Here is a 17,789-nt window from a genome sequence, read left to right as displayed (position 1 = left end):
GTTGCATCACTGTTCCCAGCGTTTTACGGATTACCTTGCCCGACTTCACGGCGGACAACTCGGCCTCGCGCCTCTGCGCCCATTCGACAGCTTCGCGCTTCGTGTCAAAGGTCTGGCTTTCGCGCACATTATTTTTAAAGACCTCGGCGCGCCATTTATCACCGCGCTTTCGGTAAGACGCCATACGGTACCTCCACCGGCGTGAATTTGGCGTAATCAGACCGGCAAAACTGTTGGAAACTGCTGGAAAGTGTTGATTCGATATCCAGAATTGGAATCGAACTTTACCTCGAATGTTGGCGTAGGTTGGCGTAGGTTGAAAACCGTTGGCGCGCTCCGCGCTTCCTTTCACCGGCACCAGAGAAATACCCCAGCAAAAAGGCCGATTCCTTGTGGATCGGCCTTTTTTTTGCATTGGATCGCCGCCCCATTGGCCGGCGGCCCGCCTTCGATGCGTTTTCCAAATTCTTCTGATTGTCCGCCGTTCGACGCAGTGTAGTTCTAAGCGCTCTGCGAATCCCGAAGGATTAATCATGAATGGCCGCCCGATTGTTCGTGTAGGCGACAAGACCACGCATGGAGGAGCGGTGACGGAGGGGTTCTCCTCCTATGACGTTCTTGGCCGTGCCGCTGCGGGAATGGGGCACATGGTGACTTGCCCTCGCTGCGAGGGCGTTTTTCCCATCGCCGAAGGTGTCGCCACTTTCGCTATCGACGATAGCTTCGTTGCAGTCGACGGCATGAAAACGTCATGCGGCGCTTCGCTGATCGCGAGTCAAACTTTTGCGGTTGTGTACCTAGATCCAGGTGGCATCGTTAGTACATCGGTCGACCGTAGCGTATCCACGGAAAGCTCGCTGACAGATCAGGCTTTTTCGGGGCACAGGCTCTCCAACGAACACCAACGCACCGGCTGTGATCACCCTGACACGGCAATACAGCTGGCCGAGTACATCGTCCGTGAGATGAAGACCAATCCATTTTCCATTCGCGGTCGACAGATCCATGACGCCAACCACTACGACATCAGGGCGTATTACAAAGAACTGGAAAATGCACCTTGGTATCTCAGGCTGTCAGCGCGTAAAACCTACATCGAGAGGAAGGTAGAACAGCAGCTTTCCGCGTACATGCTTTTTGCCGACATCATCGGCCCAAGTCGCCCCTGGGACCACAAGTCCATTTTGCGGCGAATGCTTGGTTCCCGCCTCAATAAAGGTTGGCAGAAGTACGGCTCTTTTGACTATTACTATGACATCTGGTCCAACATCCATTATGGATATGTGGGCGTTGCGCTCGGCTTTGATAGTGCCGAACTCATCAATTCGGCAGGCATCGCACAGGCGCTTTTGGACACCTACAATGCCCTGAAGGAAACGCGATGGCCAACCATGCAAAACCATCCTGAAAATGGGCCCTGGCCAGCCAGCGCTGACGATGTGCCAGATCATATTTCGATCAAGTTGGGCTGCAATCTTTATGATCGGGCCAAACCCCACGAACTGACGACAGCAACTCTCCTGCAATTCATTGAGGCCGTACCGTTACCTTGGGGGAATGTTGAGCATCACGCCAAAGAGATCCACAACTGCGATCGCAAAGGGACGTAATGCGCTTCTTACTAAAATTCTTCGGAAGTATCGTCGGAATTCTTGCGGTGCTTTGGAGTTGCATCGCGTTGTGGGGTACGTTCTCGCCGATCGTGGTGTTGCACTACTCCCAGCGGGCGACTGACCGAATTGGCGTTTTTTTTAACGACAACGACAACACGGCGAAATTTGGCATGAGCCCGGGCGAGACGTCGGCCCAATACACGGCCATGTTTCCAAAGCCCGACATGTGGCTGCTGCTGACATTTCCCAGCCAAAGCACTGACTCGCTCGAAATCACCAACCCATTCAGGCGAATCGACGTCTGCATCGGGCCTGGCGCAAAAATTGAACGGATAGTGACGCGCCACGGATTCCTTGATCGCTTTACCGAGCCGAGCCCACCCTGCGAGCCCGCGTCCAAGCGCTGAGTCGCGCCCGGGGTTCATCCATGACCCCCGGCGTTCGTCGTGAAAAGGCGGCTCGCGCCTGACGCGCATCCGCCCCCACCCGCATCACCCCAGCGCCGGCAACATATTAAACAGCAGCACCATCACCAACCCCACCACCGACACGATCGACTGCACGACGGAAATCGTCTTCGTGGCTTCGCCCATGGTCATGCCGAACGATTCCTTCACCATCCAGAATCCGGCGTGATTCGCGTAGTTGAAGAACAGCGAACCGCAGCCGATGGACAGGGCCAGCAGCGGCAAATTCAGGGTGGGGTCCGCGCCCGCAAGTGGCGCCAGCAAACCCGCGGCGCCGACGATGCCGACCGTGGCCGAGCCGGTGGAGACCGATAGCAGCATGGCGATCAGCCAGCCCAGGATCAGCGGCGGGAAAGCGAACTGGTGGGTCAGGTGGACGATGGCGTCGCCGACCTTGGCGTTCGTCAGGACCTGCTGGAAGGCGCCGCCGCCGGCGATGATGAGCATGATGCCGGCGATGGGCTTCAAGCTCTGGCCCAGCGCGCCACGCAGCTTCTCCGCGTCGCCGCCGCGCAGGAAGACCAGCATCACGGCCGCAAACAGCACGCCCAGCAGCATCGCGACGACGGGGTTGCCGAGGAACGCGGCAACGTGCGTCACGCTCGAGTCCTTGGGCAGCAGCATTTCGGCCACGGCGTGAACCAGCATCAGCAGGGCGGGCAGCAACGCCGCCAGCACGCCCAGTCCGACGCTAGGCGCGTTATTGCCGCCAGGGCTGTCGGCGGACGCCGTGAACTGTTCGAGCAGGGCCTCGTCCGGCCGCGTCGTCATGCGCGGGGCGATGAACGCGCCATAGAGCGGCCCGCCGAAGATCATGGCCGGCAGCGCCGCGATGAAACCGTAGATCATCGTGGGGCCCACCGTGGTCTTGAGCGTGGCAATGGCGGTCAGCGGGCCGGGATGCGGGGGCACCATGCCGTGCATGGCCGCCAAGGCGGAAATCACCGGCACGCCCACGTACACGTAGGCCGAACCCTTGAAGCGCGCCTGGCTTTCCAGCTTGCGCGCCACGCTGAAGATCAGCGGCAGCATCACCACCAGGCCCACTTCGAAGAACATGGGGATGCCGATGACGAACGCCACCAGCGTCATCGCCCACGGAATCAGCCGGGGAGAGGTGTGGCGCAGGATGGCGTTGGCCAGGCGTTCGGTGGTGCCTGAATCCGCGAGGATCTTGCCCAGCATGGCGCCCAGCGCGATCACCACGCCCACGGCGCCCAGCGTCTTGCCGGCGCCGTCCGTCAGGCTCTTGACGATGGCGCCCGGGGCCATGCCCGTTGCAAAGCCGACGCCGATGGATACGATCAGGAGCGCCAGCAGCGGATGCATGCGCAGACGCGAGACGATCAGCGCGACCAGGACCAGAACGCTCACCAGGGCGGTGAGCAGCAATTGAATGTCGAACGAAGACATGACGTGAACCCAGAAAAGACGAGAGAGGTTGCGAGCCTTCCTTCTTCTGGCGGCCATGATACGGGATCGGGATGACGGCAAGCTTGAAAAACAGGGCCGGCTTCACCAGCCAAAACCGCAATTTTCCGCCTCGCTTTGCATTCTTCCGATTTTTTGTGCATAATTCGCCCCCTCTACCTGTTCCCCGATAGCTCAGTCGGTAGAGCGACGGACTGTTAATCCGCAGGTCGCTGGTTCGAGCCCAGCTCGGGGAGCCAAGAATTTGCAGTACCGCAGTACCCTTAAAAAAGCCCGCAACGTGTTTGCGGGCTTTTTGCATTGGCGCGCCAAGCTGCCGTCCGGGCCCGGGTTGTCGACGCCCAGGTTGCCAAGCCGTGTGCATCGCGTAGCATGGCCCGGGTCCGCACCTTCCCGCCCTGCACACCGATGCGTTCATCGCGATCCCTGCCGCCCCTGGTTTCCCTGCGCGCCTTCGAAGCGGCCGCGCGGCGGCTAAGCTTTTCGCAAGCCGCGGAAGATCTGTTTGTCACGCAAAGCGCCATCAGCCATCACATCCAGCGCCTGGAAAAAGAACTGGGCGTCGCGCTCTTCGAACGGCGCACACGCGCCGTGGCGCTGACCGAAGCGGGCCACTGAGCGCGCCGGTCCAGGCGCTGCACGACTGGCTGGCGCACACACATTAGTTTTACTCATACCTACTTCGCAAGAATTGATTGGTCAGGCCACGCCGCGGCCGATAGCATCGGGGGAGCGTCAAGACGCGCTTTCCCTTTTTTCATAGGTGATTCGATATGACCCGCAGCATTTCCGCCCGCGTTGCCGAGCTTGGCCTGACCCTGGATCCCGCCTCCGCCCCGGCCGCGAACTATGTGCCGTTTGTCCAGGAGGGCAACCTGCTCTACATCTCGGGCCAGATCTCCCGCAAGGATGGCAAGGCCGCGTATCTGGGCCAATTGGGCCACCAGGTGTCTGACGCCGACGGCGTTCAGGCTGCGCGCGCCAGCGCCCTGGGCATCCTGGCGCAGATCGCTGCCGCCACGGGCGACCGTCTGGACCGCGTGGCACGTGTCGTGAAGCTGGGCGTGTTCGTCGCCAGCGCCCCGGACTTCAATCGCCAAAGCGTCATCGCCAACGGCGCGTCGGACCTGATGGTCGACGTCTTCGGCGACGCCGGACGCCATGCGCGCAGCGCCGTCGGCGTGGCCGCCCTGCCACAGGGCGTGTCCGTGGAAGTCGAGGCCGTCATCGCGCTGACCCCGGCCTGATACGCCCCACCCGACAGGAACCGCCATGACCGCCCCCCTGACCCCGAGCGCCATCCAGGCGCTTCGCGCCCACGCGCCCGGCACGCAAAGCTCGGTGCATTTCAATCACGCCGGCGCATCCTTGCCGTCCACGGCCTCGATCCAGGCCATTCACGCGCATCTGAAGCGTGAAGCGGCGCAGGGTCCGATGGAAGCGGGCGTGGCGGCGCGCGACCTGACCGAAGCGGCCCGCACGCTGGCCGCACAGCTGTTGAACGCGCAGGTCGAGGAGATCGCGTTGACCGGCGGCAACTCGCCGGGCTGGGGCGCCGCCTTTGCGGCGCTGCCGGCCTGGCGGCCCGGCGACCGCATCCTGGTGGGCCGTCACGAATGGGGCGGCAACCTGGCGGCCATGCGGCTGATCGCGCAGCGCGCGGGCGCCACGCTGGAGACCATCCCCTCGGACGACAGCGGCTGCGTGGACCCGCAGGCGCTGGAAGCCATGCTGGACGACAGGGTACGGGTCATTGCGCTGACGTGGCTGCCCGCCAACGGCGGCCTCATCAATCCGGCCGCCGCGATCGGACGCGTGGCGCGCAAGCACGATATTCCCTATTTCGTGGACGGCGCCCAGGCCGTGGGGCAGATTCCCATCGACGTGCGGCAGGTCGGTTGCGACGTGCTGAGCGGCGCGGGCCGCAAGGCCTTGCGCGGACCGCGCGGCACCGGGCTGCTGTACGTGCGGCGCGAATTCCTGGATCGGCTCACGCCCGCCTTCGTGGACACGCATTCCGCGCCGCTGGGCGTGGACGGGGAACCCGTGCTGCGCGCCGATGCCGCACGCCTGGAATCCGCCGAGAATTCATTGGCGCTGCGTTGCGGCCTGGCCAATGCCCTGCGCGAAGCGCTGGATCTGGGCCTGGACACGATCCGCGCCACCATCGACGCCACTGCCCAGGCGCTGCGCGCCGAACTGGCCGCCATTCCCGGCGTGTCGGTGCTGGACCAGGGGCGCGAGCAATCAGGGCTGGTCGCCTTCAACCTGGCCGGACAGGACGCGGCCGACGTTCAGCGCGCGCTGGCCGCTCAGGGCATCACCATCGGCAGCAACGGCGTGCCGTACACGCCGCTGGACATGCAGGCCCGTGGTCTGGACCGTATTGCCCGCGCGTCCGTGAGCTATCTGACGAGCGGCGACGAAATCGATCGCCTGCTGCAGGCCTTGCGCAAGCTGGCGGCCTAGCGCGGCAATGGGCTCAGGCGCGGCCGGCCAGCGCCGGGCGCTTGGAAAACGGCGACCATTTCGTGAAGACGAGCAGGTTGCCCAGCATCACCAGCGCCAGGCCGGCGATGGCATAAGGTGTCCAGCGGTAGCCTTCGACCACCGTCGATATGCTGAGCGCCACGACCGGAAACAGCACCGTGCAATAGGCGGCCCGTGCGGGCCCCATGCGGCCGACCAGCGTCAGATACGCGGTAAAGCCCACCACGGAACCCACCACGGCCAGGTACAGCAACGCGCCCACATAAGCGGGCGACGAATCGAAGCTGAACGGCACGCCCGCGGCCAGGCAGCCGGCCAGCAGAATGCCCGCCCCGTAAAGCATGCTGTAGGCGTTGCCGGTCAGCGGCCGGATGCCCGCGCGCTGCTGCAGGGACGACAGCATGTTGCCCGTGGAAAAGCACAGGGTGCCGAGCAGCGCAAAGCCCAGGCCCAGCAGCGTCTCGTGGCTGGCCTGCTGGCTGGCCAGTTCCGGCCAGAAAAGCAGCACCAGGCCGCAAAACCCCAGCGCGCCCGCCGCCATGATGCGCGGCGCGATGCGCGTGCCGAACCAGAGCCGCGCATTGAGCGCGTTCCACAGCGTGGCGGCCGAGAACACCACCGACACCAGGCCGCTGGGGATCCACTGCGTGGCCGAGTAGAAGCACAGGAAGTTCAGGCAGAACAGGCACAGGCCCTGGCCCACGCACAGCCAATGACCCCGCCGGTCCAGCTTTTGCAGTTTGCGCAGGACAAGCAGCGCCACGAACAGCAGCAGGCCCGCCAGCGCGAAGCGGTAGAAGATCGACACCGGGATGGCCACCACGCCAAGCTGCAGCTTGATGGCGATCCAGGTGGAGCCCCAGATCAGGACGGTGAGCAGATACAGGGAAAGATTCATGATGCGACGGGCGCGGCAGGCCACGCGAAGTGCTGATACGGACATCGGCGGCCATGTTTGATCGCCGGACATCCAGTGTGCGCCCCGATGCCACGCCGCGATTGCCGGTTCTTGCGCTTTTGTCCGAATCGGGCGCGTCAAGCGCGGGTGGACGGGAGTAGCATTCCTTTCCATGGGCACCCCCGCTACGGCTCCGGCCGATTTCTCTGTTTTCCGCACGCTGTCGCGTTCGACCGCGACGCTCGAGCGCGCCGCGTCGCTGGGCGAGGGCATGGCGATCTCGCAGTGGTCGCGCACCGCCCGCGAAACGCTGGGCTACGAAACGCCCGGCCATCACACGCTGTCGCTGTACCTGCGGGGCGGAGACCGGTCGTTTCGCGTGGGCCAGGACTCGCTGCATGGCGGCGCGGGCAAATTCTGCGTGCTGCCCGCCGAGCACCATTCCCGCTGGAGCATGAACGACAACGTGCATTTCCTGCACCTGTACATCGCCCCGCAGCGGCTGGCCCGCGAAGCCGTCATGCGGCTGGACTGCGAACCGCGGACGCTGGAACTGCGCGACCGCACCTACATCCAGGACGACTCGCTGATCGACGTCTGCCGCCGACTCCTGGGCACGGACTGGAACCAGCCCGCCGACCGGCTGGCCGCCAGCAGCGCCGCCGAGACCGTGCTGCACCACCTGCTGACGCAGGGTGTCACGCGCAAGACCCCGCAACCGGTCCGCGGCGGCCTGGCGCCCGGCGTGCGCCGCCGCGTCATGGACTATGTGGACGCGCATCTGGCCGATCCCCTGACGCTGGACGAACTGGCAGGCGTCGCCGCGCTGTCCACGTATCACTTTGCCCGCATGTTCCATGCCTCGTTTGGCGAGCCGCCGCATGCCTGGGTGCGCGGCCGGCGCCTGACCCGCGCCCGAAGCCTGCTGACGGCCGGCAAAGGCGACCTGGCAGCCATTGCGCAAGCCAGCGGCTTTGGCAGCGCCAGCCACCTTGCCCGTGTCTTTCGCGATGCCATCGGCGTCACGCCGGGCCAGTACCGCAGCGCGCGCGCCAGCCACTGACCCCGCCCATCCGGGATGCCGCCGGCCGCAACACGCGGTCTACAATGGCGCATCGCCCTAGCGGCTTCACTTGGCCTTTCCAGGCCTTCTCCCGCCTGCACCGACGCGATGCCGTCCCCGACCTCTCGCGATACTTCCCCCCTCATCGACAGCGCCGTTCAGCGCCCCTTGCGCGCGCACTGGCTGGCCGAGCTGATCCGATTGCGTGAGGCGCACTGGGGACCGCTCGAGGACGCGCAGGCGGTGCGCCAGGTGCGTCAACTCGATGCCGGCCTGCCGGCGCGCATCCTTGCCCGCGCCGCGCTGCTGGCGCACCGCGAAAACCTGATTCCCCTTGTCGATGGCTGGCGCCGCAGCGCCGTGGCCATGCTGGCCGTCCTGTTCGTCTTGGCCGTGCTCTCCGGCGCGGCCGCCGCCCTGGGCGCGCTGGGCGACGGCACGCGAGCCGTGAACGTGCTGTGGGCGATGGGCGCGCTTCTGGGGCTGCACGCGCTCACCTTTTTGCTGTGGCTGGCGAGCTTTCTGCTGCGGCCCGCCGCTGTCACCGGCCTGGGCCGCCTCTGGCTGTGGGCCACGCGCAAGCTCGCGCGCGGCCCCGATGGCGCGCTGGTGCCACAGGCCTTCCTGAACCTGCTGACGCGCGCGGGCGCGTTGCGCGGCCTGTTCGGCAGCATCAGCCATCTGTTGTGGCTGACGGCGCTATGCGCCGCGCTGGCGACGCTACTGGTGGTGCTGTCCACCGCCAGCTACCGGTTCGTCTGGGCCACCACGCTGCTCGCGCCCGAGTCGTTTGTGTGGCTGACGCAGGCCATCGGCTGGCTGCCGGCGCATCTGGGCTTTCCGATGCCCGACGCCGCGACCATACGCGCCAGCGACGGCACGCAAGTCCTGCCGGCCAGCGCGCAGGCGCAGTGGTCGCTCTGGCTGATCGGCGTCCTCGTGGTCTACGGCATCGTGCCGCGCTTGATTGCCGGCGCGCTGTGCGTCGCGGCTACGCTGCGCGCCTTGCGCCGCGTGCGCATCGACCCCGCGCTGGCCGGTTTCTCCACGCTGCGCGACCGGCTTGAGCCGCCCGCGCTGTCCACCGGCATCGACCGGCCCGTCGATCCCCTGCACGAACCCCGCGTGCGGGCGCCGGCGCTGGACGGCCTGGGCGGGCAGCCGGTGCTGCTGGCGCTGGAACTGCCCGCGGATCTGCCGTGGCCGCCCGCGAACCTGCCCGACGGCATCCGGCAGGCCGGCAACCTGGACACGCGCGAGGAACGCAACCGCGTGCTGGACGCGTTGGCGCAATCGGCCGCCGCGCGCCTGTTGATCGCGTGCGATGCGCGCCAGACGCCGGATCGCGGCACGCTATCCCTGATCGCCGACCTGTCCGCGCACGCGGCGCAGACGCGGGTCTGGCTGATCCTGCCGCAAGCCGGCGCCCACGTCCCCGCCGGGGCTGGCACCGAAACCCGCGCCGAGCTTTGGCGCGACCGTCTGCTGGCGCTGGGCCTGCCGGCCGACGCCATCCTGCTGGCGCCCGTTGCGCCGCTGACCTGGCTGGAGACCGGCCATGGCTGAACTCATCAAGATCGCGCTCGTTGGCCACACCAATACCGGCAAGACGTCGCTGCTGCGCACGCTGACACGCGACACCACCTTCGGCGAAGTGGCTGACCGGCCGGGCACCACGCGCCACGTCGAAGGCGCCCGCCTGCGCCTGGATGGCCGGCCCGTGCTGGAATGGTTCGACACGCCCGGCATGGAAGACAGCATCGCATTGCTGGAATACCTGGAACGGCTGGATCGCCCCGGCGAACGGCTCGACGGCCCCGCGCGCATCCGCCGTTTCCTGGACACGCCCGAAGCGCACGGCCGCTTCGAACAAGAGGCGCGCGTGCTGACCAAGATGCTGGACTGCGACGCCGCGCTGTACGTGATCGACGCGCGCGATCCGGTGCTGGGCAAGCACCGCGACGAACTCGCCATCCTGGCCGCCTGCGGACGACCGCTATTGCCGGTGCTGAACTTCGTCAATGCGCCGGCGCACCGCGCCGACGCGTGGCGTGACGCGATGGCGCGGCTGGGCCTGCACGCCGTCGTGGAATTCGACACGATCGCGCCGCCGCTCGATGGCGAGCAACAGCTGTACGCCAAGCTTGGCGTGCTGCTGGACCGTCACGCAGGCGCGCTGGCCCGGCTGTCGGACAGCCTGGCCGCGCAGCGCCGCCAGCGCCACGCCGCGGCCTACGAGCTGGTCGCCGACCTGCTGATCGACGTGGCCGCGCTGCATGTGTCCAGCGCCAGCGACGACGCGGCGCTTGCCGCCGCTTCAAGCCAGTTGCGCGACCAGGTGCGCCAGCGTGAACAGACCTGCGTCAACGCGCTGCTCGCGCTCTACAACTTCCGCGCCTCGGATTACGCTGACGACGCGTTGCCCTTGCAGGGCGAGCGCTGGGGCATGGATCTTTTTCATCCGCAGGCGCTCAAGGACATGGGCGTGCAAGTGGGCATGGGCGCCGCCGCGGGCGCCATGGCCGGCGCGGCCGTCGACCTCATGAGCGCGGGTCTCAGCCTGGGCACCGGCATGCTGATCGGCGCGGCGGCCGGCGGCCTGTGGCAGGGCGTCGAAAAGCTGGGCAAACGCGTGGCGGGCAAGCTGCGCGGTTATCGCGAGATCAGTGTCGACGATGCCGTGCTGCGGCTGCTGGCACTGCGCCAACGGCAATTGATCGAAGCGCTGGAGCGCCGCGGCCACGCCGCGCGCGAGCCGTTGCGCCTGGACCTTCCCGACGACGAGGCCTGGCGCAAGGGCCCCTTGCCGGACGCGCTGAAAGAAGCGCGCAGCCGGCCGGAATGGTCGGCCCTGGGTAAACACCATGAAGACAGCGACCGGCGCAAGCGCATGCTGCTCGAATTGGCGAAAACCCTAGCATCCGCGCCGCTCCCGGCCGATTGACCGGCGGCCCGCGCGCCTCGCAGCACGCACCATTCACGGCATCCGGCAAGCGCGTGATTACCCCAATCCAAACCAATTGACGCTTAAACGAATGCGTCGATAAGATTCGATCTGCATCGGCGCGGGTCCGTCCCCGTCATGCCAACCACAAGGGGTTGGGTCTATCGACTCCAGCAGCAACGCCATGCCCCGGATGCCCTTTGGGGCCGGGGCCCTGTCACTTCTGTCGCGCAATCCGCGCACCACACGGAGCATGAGGGCTATGCGTACTTTTCCCCACTTCAAGCAGGCGGCGCTTGCCGTTGCCGTGGCCGCCTCGCTGGCCTTCAGCGCCGGCGCGGCCGCCAAAACGCTGCACTGGTCGTATCAAGGCGACGCCACGTCGATGGACCCCATGGCCCTGAACGAAACCTTCACGCTGGGGTTCCAGGGCAACATCTATGAAACGCTGGCAGGCTACGACGGCAACCTGAAGCTCACGCCGCTGCTCGCCGAAAGCTGGGAAAATCCCGAGCCCACCAAATGGGTCTTCAAGCTGCGCAAGGGCGTCAAGTTCCATGACGGCTCGCCCTTTACCGCCGACGACGTGATCTTCTCGTGGAAGCGCAGCCTGACGCCGGGCTCTGACATGAAGGGCTATGGCGCCAAGGCCAGCGACATCAAGAAGGTGGACGACTACACCATCGAAGTCACCACGCCCACGCCCAACCCCATCCTGCCGCGCGAATGGGTGTTCCTGTACATCATGAGCAAGAACTGGGCGGAAAAGAACAAGACCACCGAGGCCACCAACGTCAAGGGCGACAACCAGGGCAACTACGCCAACCTGCACGCCAACGGCACCGGCCCCTTCATGCTGACCGAACGCCAGCCCGACGTGAAGACGGTGCTCAAGCGCTACGACGGCTACTGGAACAAGGACATCAAGACCAACATCGACGAGGTCGTCTTCCAGCCGATCACGCAGGAAGCCACGCGTGTGGCCGCGTTGATCTCGGGCGAGATGGACGTCGTGCAGCCGGTTCCCGTGCAGGACTGGAAACGCCTGGAAGACGCCAAGGGCGTCAAGCCGCTGACCGCGCCCGAAGCCCGCGCCATCTTCATCGGCATGGACCAGGACCGCGACGAGCTGCTGTTCTCCGACGTGAAGGGCAAGAACCCGTTCAAGGACGCGCGTGTGCGCGAGGCCGTCGTGCTGGCCGTGGACACCAAGGCCATCAACGAGAAGATCATGCGCAACGCGGCCAAGCCGCTGGGCACCCTGATCGCCACGTCCATCAACGGCTACGACGAATCGTTCGGCGCGCCGTACAAGCCCGATCCCGAGCGCGCCAAGAAGCTGCTTGCCGAAGCCGGCTATCCCAAGGGCTTCACCGTCACGATGGACTGCCCGAACGACCGCTACGTCAACGACGAGAAGGTCTGCCAGGCCGTGGCCGGCATGCTGGCGCGCGTGGGCATCAAGATCAACCTGCTGGCGCAGACCAAGTCCAAGTACTTCGGCAAGATCCTGCTGCAGGCCGGCAACCAGACCAGCATGTACATGCTGGGCTGGACGCCCAGCTCCACCGATGCGCACAACACGCTCCTGAACCTGACCTCGTGCCGCGACGCCAAGACGGCCGCGGGCCAGTTCAACCTGGGCGGCTACTGCAACAAGAAGGTCGATGAGCTGACCAACAAGATCGGCGTCGAAACCAACCAGGCCAAGCGCAACGCGATGATCAAGGAAGCCTTTGGCATCGTGCGCAGCGACTTCGGCTACTTGCCGCTGCACCAGCAGCCCATGTCGTGGGGCGTGAAGGACAACGTCACCGTCACCCAGCGCGCCGACGACGTGCTCGACCTGCGCAACGTCGTGCTGCCGTAAACGCCGCGTGATGCAACCCCGGGCGGCGCGCGCCGCCCGGACGCGCCCGGCCCAGCCCCCACCCCCGCCTCGCGCGCGGAACGCGGCCCGGCGCCGTCCGAACCAAAGGGCTTTCAGACATGCTTTCCTTTATTGCGCAGCGGCTGGTGCAGTCGGTGCTCGTGATGTTGACGGTGGCGCTGATTGCGTTCTCCATGTTCCGCTACGTGGGCGACCCGGTCGCCAGCATGGTCGGCCAGGACACCACGCCCGAACAACGCGCGCAGCTGCGCGAACAGCTCGGCCTGGACGATCCGTTCATCGTGCAGTACGCCCACTTCGTCGCCAACGCGGTGCAGGGCGATTTCGGCATGTCGTACCGGCACCGCCGCCCGGTCAGCGAGCTGCTTGAAGAGCGCATGCCGGCCACGCTGGAACTGTCGTTCGTGTCCGCCGTCATGGCGCTGGCGCTGGGCATTCCGATGGGCATCTACACCGCACTCAAGCGGCACGGCGTGCTGTCCAAGGCATTCATGGCGATTTCGCTGGCCGGCATTTCGCTGCCCACCTTTCTTATCGGCATCCTGCTCATCCTGTTCTTCGGCGTGCAGCTGAGATGGCTGCCCAGCTTCGGGCGCGGCGACGTCGTCAGCCTGGGATGGTGGACCACGGGCTTTCTGACCAAATCCGGATGGCTCGCGCTCATCATGCCCGCCATCACGCTGGCGCTCTTTCAGATGACCCTCATCATGCGTCTGGTGCGCGCCGAGATGTTGGAAGTGCTGCGCGCCGATTTCATCAAGTTCGCACGGGCGCGCGGACTGCCGGAACGGCTGATCAATTTCCGCCACGCGCTCAAGAACACGATGGTGCCCGTCATCACCATCACGGGGCTTCAGCTCGGCTCCATCATTGCCTTTGCCATCATCACCGAAACGGTGTTCCAGTGGCCCGGCATGGGGCTGTTGTTCATCCAGGCCATCAGCATGGTGGACATCCCCGTCATGGCCGCGTATCTGGTGCTGATCGCCTTCATGTTCGTGGTCATCAACCTGGTCGTCGACCTGCTTTACTTCGCCGTGGACCCGCGTCTGCGCGTGCAGAGCAAATGAATAGCGGTAAAAAAGGAAATCGCATGATTGCTCGCATCGCCCCCTTCTTCACGCGCGCCGCCGACAGCGACCTGTGGCACAGCTTCAAGCGCTCGCCCGGCGCCATCGTCGCCGCGGTCGTCACGCTGGTCATCGTGCTGGGCGCGTTGTTCGCGCCGATCGTGGCGCCGCACAACCCCTTCGATCTCGCGTCGCTCAGCATCATGGACGCCAACACGCCGCCGGCCTGGGAAGAGGGCGGCAGCCCCGACTTCCTGTTGGGCACGGACGATCAGGGCCGCGACATCCTGTCGGCCGTGATGTATGGCTCGCGCGTGTCGCTGCTGGTCGGCTTTGCCTCGGTGCTGTTCTCGATGGTGCTGGGCGTGACGCTCGGCCTCATCAGCGGCTACGCGGGCGGACGCGTGGACAGCTTCATCATGCGCATCGCCGACGTGCAGCTTTCGTTCCCGGCCATTCTGGTGGCGCTGCTGATCGACGGCGTGGCGCGCGGGCTGCTGCCGCGCGACATGCACGACCAGCTGGCGCTGTATGTGCTGATCTTCGCCATCGGCATTTCCGGCTGGGTGCAATACGCGCGCACGGTGCGCGGCTCCACGCTCGTCGAGCGCAACAAGGAATACGTGCAGGCGGCCAAGCTGATCGGCATCGGCCCCATCACCATCCTGCGCCGCCACATCCTGCCCAACGTCATGGGGCCGGTGCTGGTCATCGCCACCATCCACCTGGCGGTGGCCATCATCACCGAGGCCACGCTGTCGTTCCTGGGCGTGGGTGTGCCGCCCACCGCGCCGTCGCTCGGCACGCTGATCCGCATCGGCAACAGCTATCTTTTCTCGGGCATGTGGTGGATCTCCATCTTCCCCGGCATCGCGCTGGTGGCGCTGGTGCTGTCGGTCAACCTGCTGGGCGACTGGCTGCGCGACGCGCTCAACCCCAAGCTGCGCTGAGGACGTCATGGCCCTTCTGAACATCGAAGACATCCGCATCGAATTCCCCAGCCGCCGCGGCACGCTGGTGGCGGTGGACGGCGTATCGCTCGCGCTTGAGAAAGGCGAGATCCTGGGCGTGGTCGGTGAATCCGGCGCGGGAAAATCCACGATCGGCAACGCCGTCATCGGCCTGCTCGAAGCGCCCGGCCGCCTGGCGGGCGGCGCGGTGCTACTGAACGGCGAGCGCATCGATACGCTCACGCCCGCGCAGAAGCGCAAGGTTCGAGGCCGGCGCATCGGCATGATCTTCCAGGATCCGCTGACCTCGCTCGACCCGCTGCAGACCGTCGAAAGCCAGCTGGTGGAAACGATGCTGGTGCATCTGGATCTGACGCACGACGCGGCAAAAAAGCGCGCCGTGCAGCTTCTGGCGCAGGTCGGCATCGACCAGCCCGAACTGCGCGTGCAGCAGTATCCCCATCAGTTCTCGGGCGGCATGCGCCAGCGCGTGGTGATTGCGCTGGCGTTGTGCTGCGAACCCGAAGTCATCATTGCCGACGAGCCCACCACCGCGCTGGACGTATCCATCCAGGCGCAGATCCTGGATCTGCTCAGAAAGCTGTGCCGCGAAGAGCAGGTCGGCATGATCATCATCACGCACGACATGGGCGTGATCGCCGAGGTGACCGACCGCGTGGCCGTGCTGTATCACGGCAAGCTGGTGGAACAAGGCCCCACGGCCAAGATCCTGGGCGACCCCGACCACCCCTACACCCGCAGCCTCATCTCGGCCGTGCCGCGTCCGGACATCAAGCTGCGGCGCTTTCCGCTGGTGACCTACATCGAGGACGTGAAGACGCCCGCGCAGCCGCTGGACCTGGCCACGCACTGGCTGGGCCAGCGCCGCGACTTCGGCAAGCGCACCGAAGGTCCGCTGGTCCAGGCGCGCGACCTGTCGATGCGGTTCGTGCTCAAGAGCGCGTTTTTCAAGCGCAACCAGCGCACGCTGGACGCGGTCAAACGCGTGAACCTGTCCATCGGCGAAGGCGAGGTCTTTGGGCTGGTCGGCGAATCGGGCTCCGGCAAATCGACGGTGGCGCGGTTGATCTCGGGGCTTTACACGCCCAGCGAAGGTTCGGTCACGTTTGGCGGCACCGATCTCACGGCGCTCAAGGGCGAGAAGGAACTGAACCCGTTCCGGCGGCAGATCCAGATGATCTTCCAGGATCCGTTCTCGTCGCTGAACCCGCGCATGCGCGTGCTGGACATCGTGGCCGAGCCGATCCGCTTTCACAAGCTGGCCGCCAGCGAAGCCGAAACGCGCCGCATCGTGGCCGATCTGCTGGACGTGGTGGGGTTGGGCAGCCGCGCCGCCGAACGCTTTCCGCACGAGTTCTCGGGCGGGCAACGCCAACGCATCTGCATCGCGCGCGCGCTGGCCACGCGGCCGCGCTTTTTGATCTGCGATGAACCCACCTCGGCGCTGGACGTGTCCATCCAGGCGCAGATCCTGAACCTGCTCAAGGACCTGCAGGAAGAGCTGGGCCTGACCATGCTGTTCATCAGCCACGACCTGCCGGTGATCCGGCAGATGTGCGACCGCGTCGGCGTGATGCGCCACGGCGAACTGCTGGAAGTGGCCGACACCGAATCCCTGTTCGAACATCCGCAGCATCCCTACAGCCAACACCTGCTCGGCCTGATGCCCCGCCTGCAGTCCATGTCCCGCGAGGGGCTGGACGTGGTGAGCTGACACCGCGCGCCCCCCGGAGCCTACTGACATGACCGCGACACGGCAAACCCTTTTCATCGGCGGCAAGGTATTCGACGGAGAAGGGCAGACGCTGCCCGGACACGGCGTGCTGGTCGAAGGCGCGCGCGTGGCCCGCGTGGCGCCGGCAGCGGAATTCTCAGGCTATGCAGGCGCCCGCGTGGACACCACCGGCATGACGCTCATGCCCAGCCTGGCCGATTGCCACGTGCATCTGGTCTACACGGGCGGCGCCGACCCCAACGCGCAATTGAGCAAGCAGGGCCCCGCGCAGATCACGCTGACCGCGCTGGAGAACGCGCAGGCCAGCCTGCGCGGCGGCGTCACGGCGCTACGCGACTGCGGCGGCAAGGATTATCTGGAATTCGGCGTGCGCGACGCCATTGCGCGTGGCGTGTTCCCCGGTCCCACCATCAAGGCCTCGGGCCGCATCATCTGCATGACGGGCGGCCACGGCAACCGCATCGGCCGCGTGGCCGACGGCTGCGAGGAAGTCGTCAAGGCGGTGCGCGAACAGGTCCACGCGGGCTGCGACCTCGTGAAGATCATGGCCACGGGCGGCGTCATGACGCCGGGCGTCAGCCCCATGGACGCGCACTACAGCTTCGACGAGATGAAAGCGGGCGTGCACGAGGCCAAGCGCTTTCGCAAAAGCACCGCCAGCCACGCGCAAGGCACGCAAGGCATCCTGAATGCGGTGCGCGCGGGCATCGATTCGATCGAGCACGGCATCTTCATGGACGACGACTGCCTGCGCGAAATGCTGGAGGCCGAGACCTACCTGGTGCCGACCATCGCCGCCGTGCGCAACATCATCGCCAATGCCGACAACGGCATTCCCGCCTACGCGGTGGAAAAGGCCCGCGCGGTGGAACAGCGGCATCGCGAGTCGTTCCAGATGTACTACAAGGCGGGCGGGCGCATCGCGCTGGGCACCGACGCGGGCACGCCGTTCAATCTGCACGGCGAGAACGCGATGGAGCTGGCGTACATGGTGGAGTTTGGCATGACGCCGGTGGACGCGTTGATCGCCGGCACGTCACGCGGCCATGACCTGATGGGCATGACCGATCACGGCGTAATTGCCGAGGGCAAGGTGGCCGACCTGCTGCTGGTGCAGGGCGACCCCGCCGAAGACATCATGAAGGCCGCCGACAAGCGCTTTCACGTGGCCGTGCTGCGCAACGGTGAACTTGCGGCGGGAGCCTTGCCGTTCTGA

General features: G+C 65.8%; 14 protein-coding genes, 1 tRNA gene and 2 pseudogenes. 14 read left to right on the top strand and 3 right to left on the bottom strand.

The window, feature by feature from the left end:
- Positions 1 to 535, bottom strand: a pseudogene (locus tag KVT32_RS24480) (hypothetical protein); the annotation flags it as partial.
- On the opposite strand from KVT32_RS24480, the gene KVT32_RS24475 reads away from it, so the two are divergent.
- Complete coding sequence (locus tag KVT32_RS24475) at positions 534 to 1,610, top strand: PAAR domain-containing protein (RefSeq protein ID WP_217618957.1); 1,077 nt, start codon at positions 534 to 536, stop codon at positions 1,608 to 1,610. The pseudogene KVT32_RS24480 and the gene KVT32_RS24475 sit on opposite strands and share 2 nt — an antisense overlap.
- A complete protein-coding gene (locus KVT32_RS24470) occupies positions 1,610 to 2,020 on the top strand; it encodes a hypothetical protein (RefSeq protein ID WP_217618956.1) in 411 nt (136 codons plus the stop codon). The genes KVT32_RS24475 and KVT32_RS24470 overlap by 1 nt, the downstream gene beginning before the upstream one ends.
- A gap of 84 nt (positions 2,021 to 2,104) precedes the next feature.
- Here KVT32_RS24470 and KVT32_RS24465 read toward each other — a convergent pair whose 3' ends face one another.
- Positions 2,105 to 3,493, bottom strand: a complete 1,389-nt coding sequence (locus KVT32_RS24465; protein WP_217618955.1) for a GntP family permease — start codon at positions 3,491 to 3,493, stop codon at positions 2,105 to 2,107.
- Between the two features lie 181 nt (positions 3,494 to 3,674).
- Here KVT32_RS24465 and KVT32_RS24460 point away from each other — a divergent pair.
- The 4 genes and pseudogenes from KVT32_RS24460 to KVT32_RS24445 all read left to right on the top strand — a co-directional run bounded on the left by KVT32_RS24460 (position 3,675) and on the right by KVT32_RS24445 (position 5,980).
- Positions 3,675 to 3,750, top strand: a tRNA-Asn gene (locus tag KVT32_RS24460).
- Between the two features lie 169 nt (positions 3,751 to 3,919).
- Positions 3,920 to 4,123 (top strand): annotated as a pseudogene (locus KVT32_RS24455) (LysR family transcriptional regulator); the annotation flags it as partial.
- Positions 4,124 to 4,284: 161 nt separating this feature from the next.
- On the top strand, positions 4,285 to 4,758 hold the full coding sequence (locus KVT32_RS24450) for a RidA family protein (protein ID WP_128829732.1): 474 nt from the start codon (positions 4,285 to 4,287) through the stop codon (positions 4,756 to 4,758).
- A 25-nt stretch (positions 4,759 to 4,783) separates the two neighbouring features.
- A complete protein-coding gene (locus KVT32_RS24445) occupies positions 4,784 to 5,980 on the top strand; it encodes an aminotransferase class V-fold PLP-dependent enzyme (protein ID WP_217618954.1) in 1,197 nt (398 codons plus the stop codon).
- 13 nt (positions 5,981 to 5,993) lie between these two features.
- Here KVT32_RS24445 and KVT32_RS24440 read toward each other — a convergent pair whose 3' ends face one another.
- Entirely contained in the window at positions 5,994 to 6,899 is a 906-nt protein-coding gene (locus KVT32_RS24440) for a DMT family transporter (protein WP_152383130.1), read from the bottom strand.
- Positions 6,900 to 7,071: 172 nt separating this feature from the next.
- On the opposite strand from KVT32_RS24440, the gene KVT32_RS24435 reads away from it, so the two are divergent.
- The 8 genes from KVT32_RS24435 (at position 7,072) to KVT32_RS24400 (ending at position 17,789) form a co-directional block, all read left to right on the top strand.
- Positions 7,072 to 7,962, top strand: a complete 891-nt coding sequence (locus tag KVT32_RS24435) for a helix-turn-helix domain-containing protein (protein ID WP_217618953.1) — start codon at positions 7,072 to 7,074, stop codon at positions 7,960 to 7,962.
- Positions 7,963 to 8,070: 108 nt separating this feature from the next.
- On the top strand, positions 8,071 to 9,528 hold the full coding sequence (locus KVT32_RS24430; RefSeq protein WP_152383128.1) for a DUF2868 domain-containing protein: 1,458 nt from the start codon (positions 8,071 to 8,073) through the stop codon (positions 9,526 to 9,528).
- Complete coding sequence (locus tag KVT32_RS24425) at positions 9,521 to 10,906, top strand: GTPase/DUF3482 domain-containing protein (RefSeq protein WP_056327767.1); 1,386 nt, start codon at positions 9,521 to 9,523, stop codon at positions 10,904 to 10,906. The genes KVT32_RS24430 and KVT32_RS24425 overlap by 8 nt, the downstream gene beginning before the upstream one ends.
- 262 nt (positions 10,907 to 11,168) lie before the next feature.
- Positions 11,169 to 12,776: an ABC transporter substrate-binding protein gene (locus tag KVT32_RS24420; protein ID WP_217618952.1), complete on the top strand. Its 1,608-nt coding sequence runs from the start codon at positions 11,169 to 11,171 to the stop codon at positions 12,774 to 12,776.
- A 119-nt stretch (positions 12,777 to 12,895) separates the two neighbouring features.
- On the top strand, positions 12,896 to 13,867 hold the full coding sequence (locus KVT32_RS24415; protein ID WP_056327765.1) for an ABC transporter permease: 972 nt from the start codon (positions 12,896 to 12,898) through the stop codon (positions 13,865 to 13,867).
- A gap of 23 nt (positions 13,868 to 13,890) precedes the next feature.
- Entirely contained in the window at positions 13,891 to 14,817 is a 927-nt protein-coding gene (locus KVT32_RS24410; RefSeq protein ID WP_175156350.1) for an ABC transporter permease, read from the top strand.
- Positions 14,818 to 14,824: 7 nt separating this feature from the next.
- Entirely contained in the window at positions 14,825 to 16,552 is a 1,728-nt protein-coding gene (locus tag KVT32_RS24405) for an ABC transporter ATP-binding protein (protein WP_217618951.1), read from the top strand.
- 28 nt (positions 16,553 to 16,580) lie between these two features.
- Positions 16,581 to 17,789, top strand: coding sequence for an amidohydrolase family protein (locus KVT32_RS24400; protein ID WP_056327762.1), 1,209 nt, complete (start codon positions 16,581 to 16,583; stop codon positions 17,787 to 17,789).

This window comes from Achromobacter sp. GbtcB20 (assembly GCF_019091095.1).
In the GTDB taxonomy this organism is placed as follows: domain Bacteria; phylum Pseudomonadota; class Gammaproteobacteria; order Burkholderiales; family Burkholderiaceae_B; genus Achromobacter; species Achromobacter mucicolens.
The sequence above is the reverse complement of the archived record's forward strand: the minus strand, read 5'-3'. Positions and strand labels throughout refer to the sequence as shown.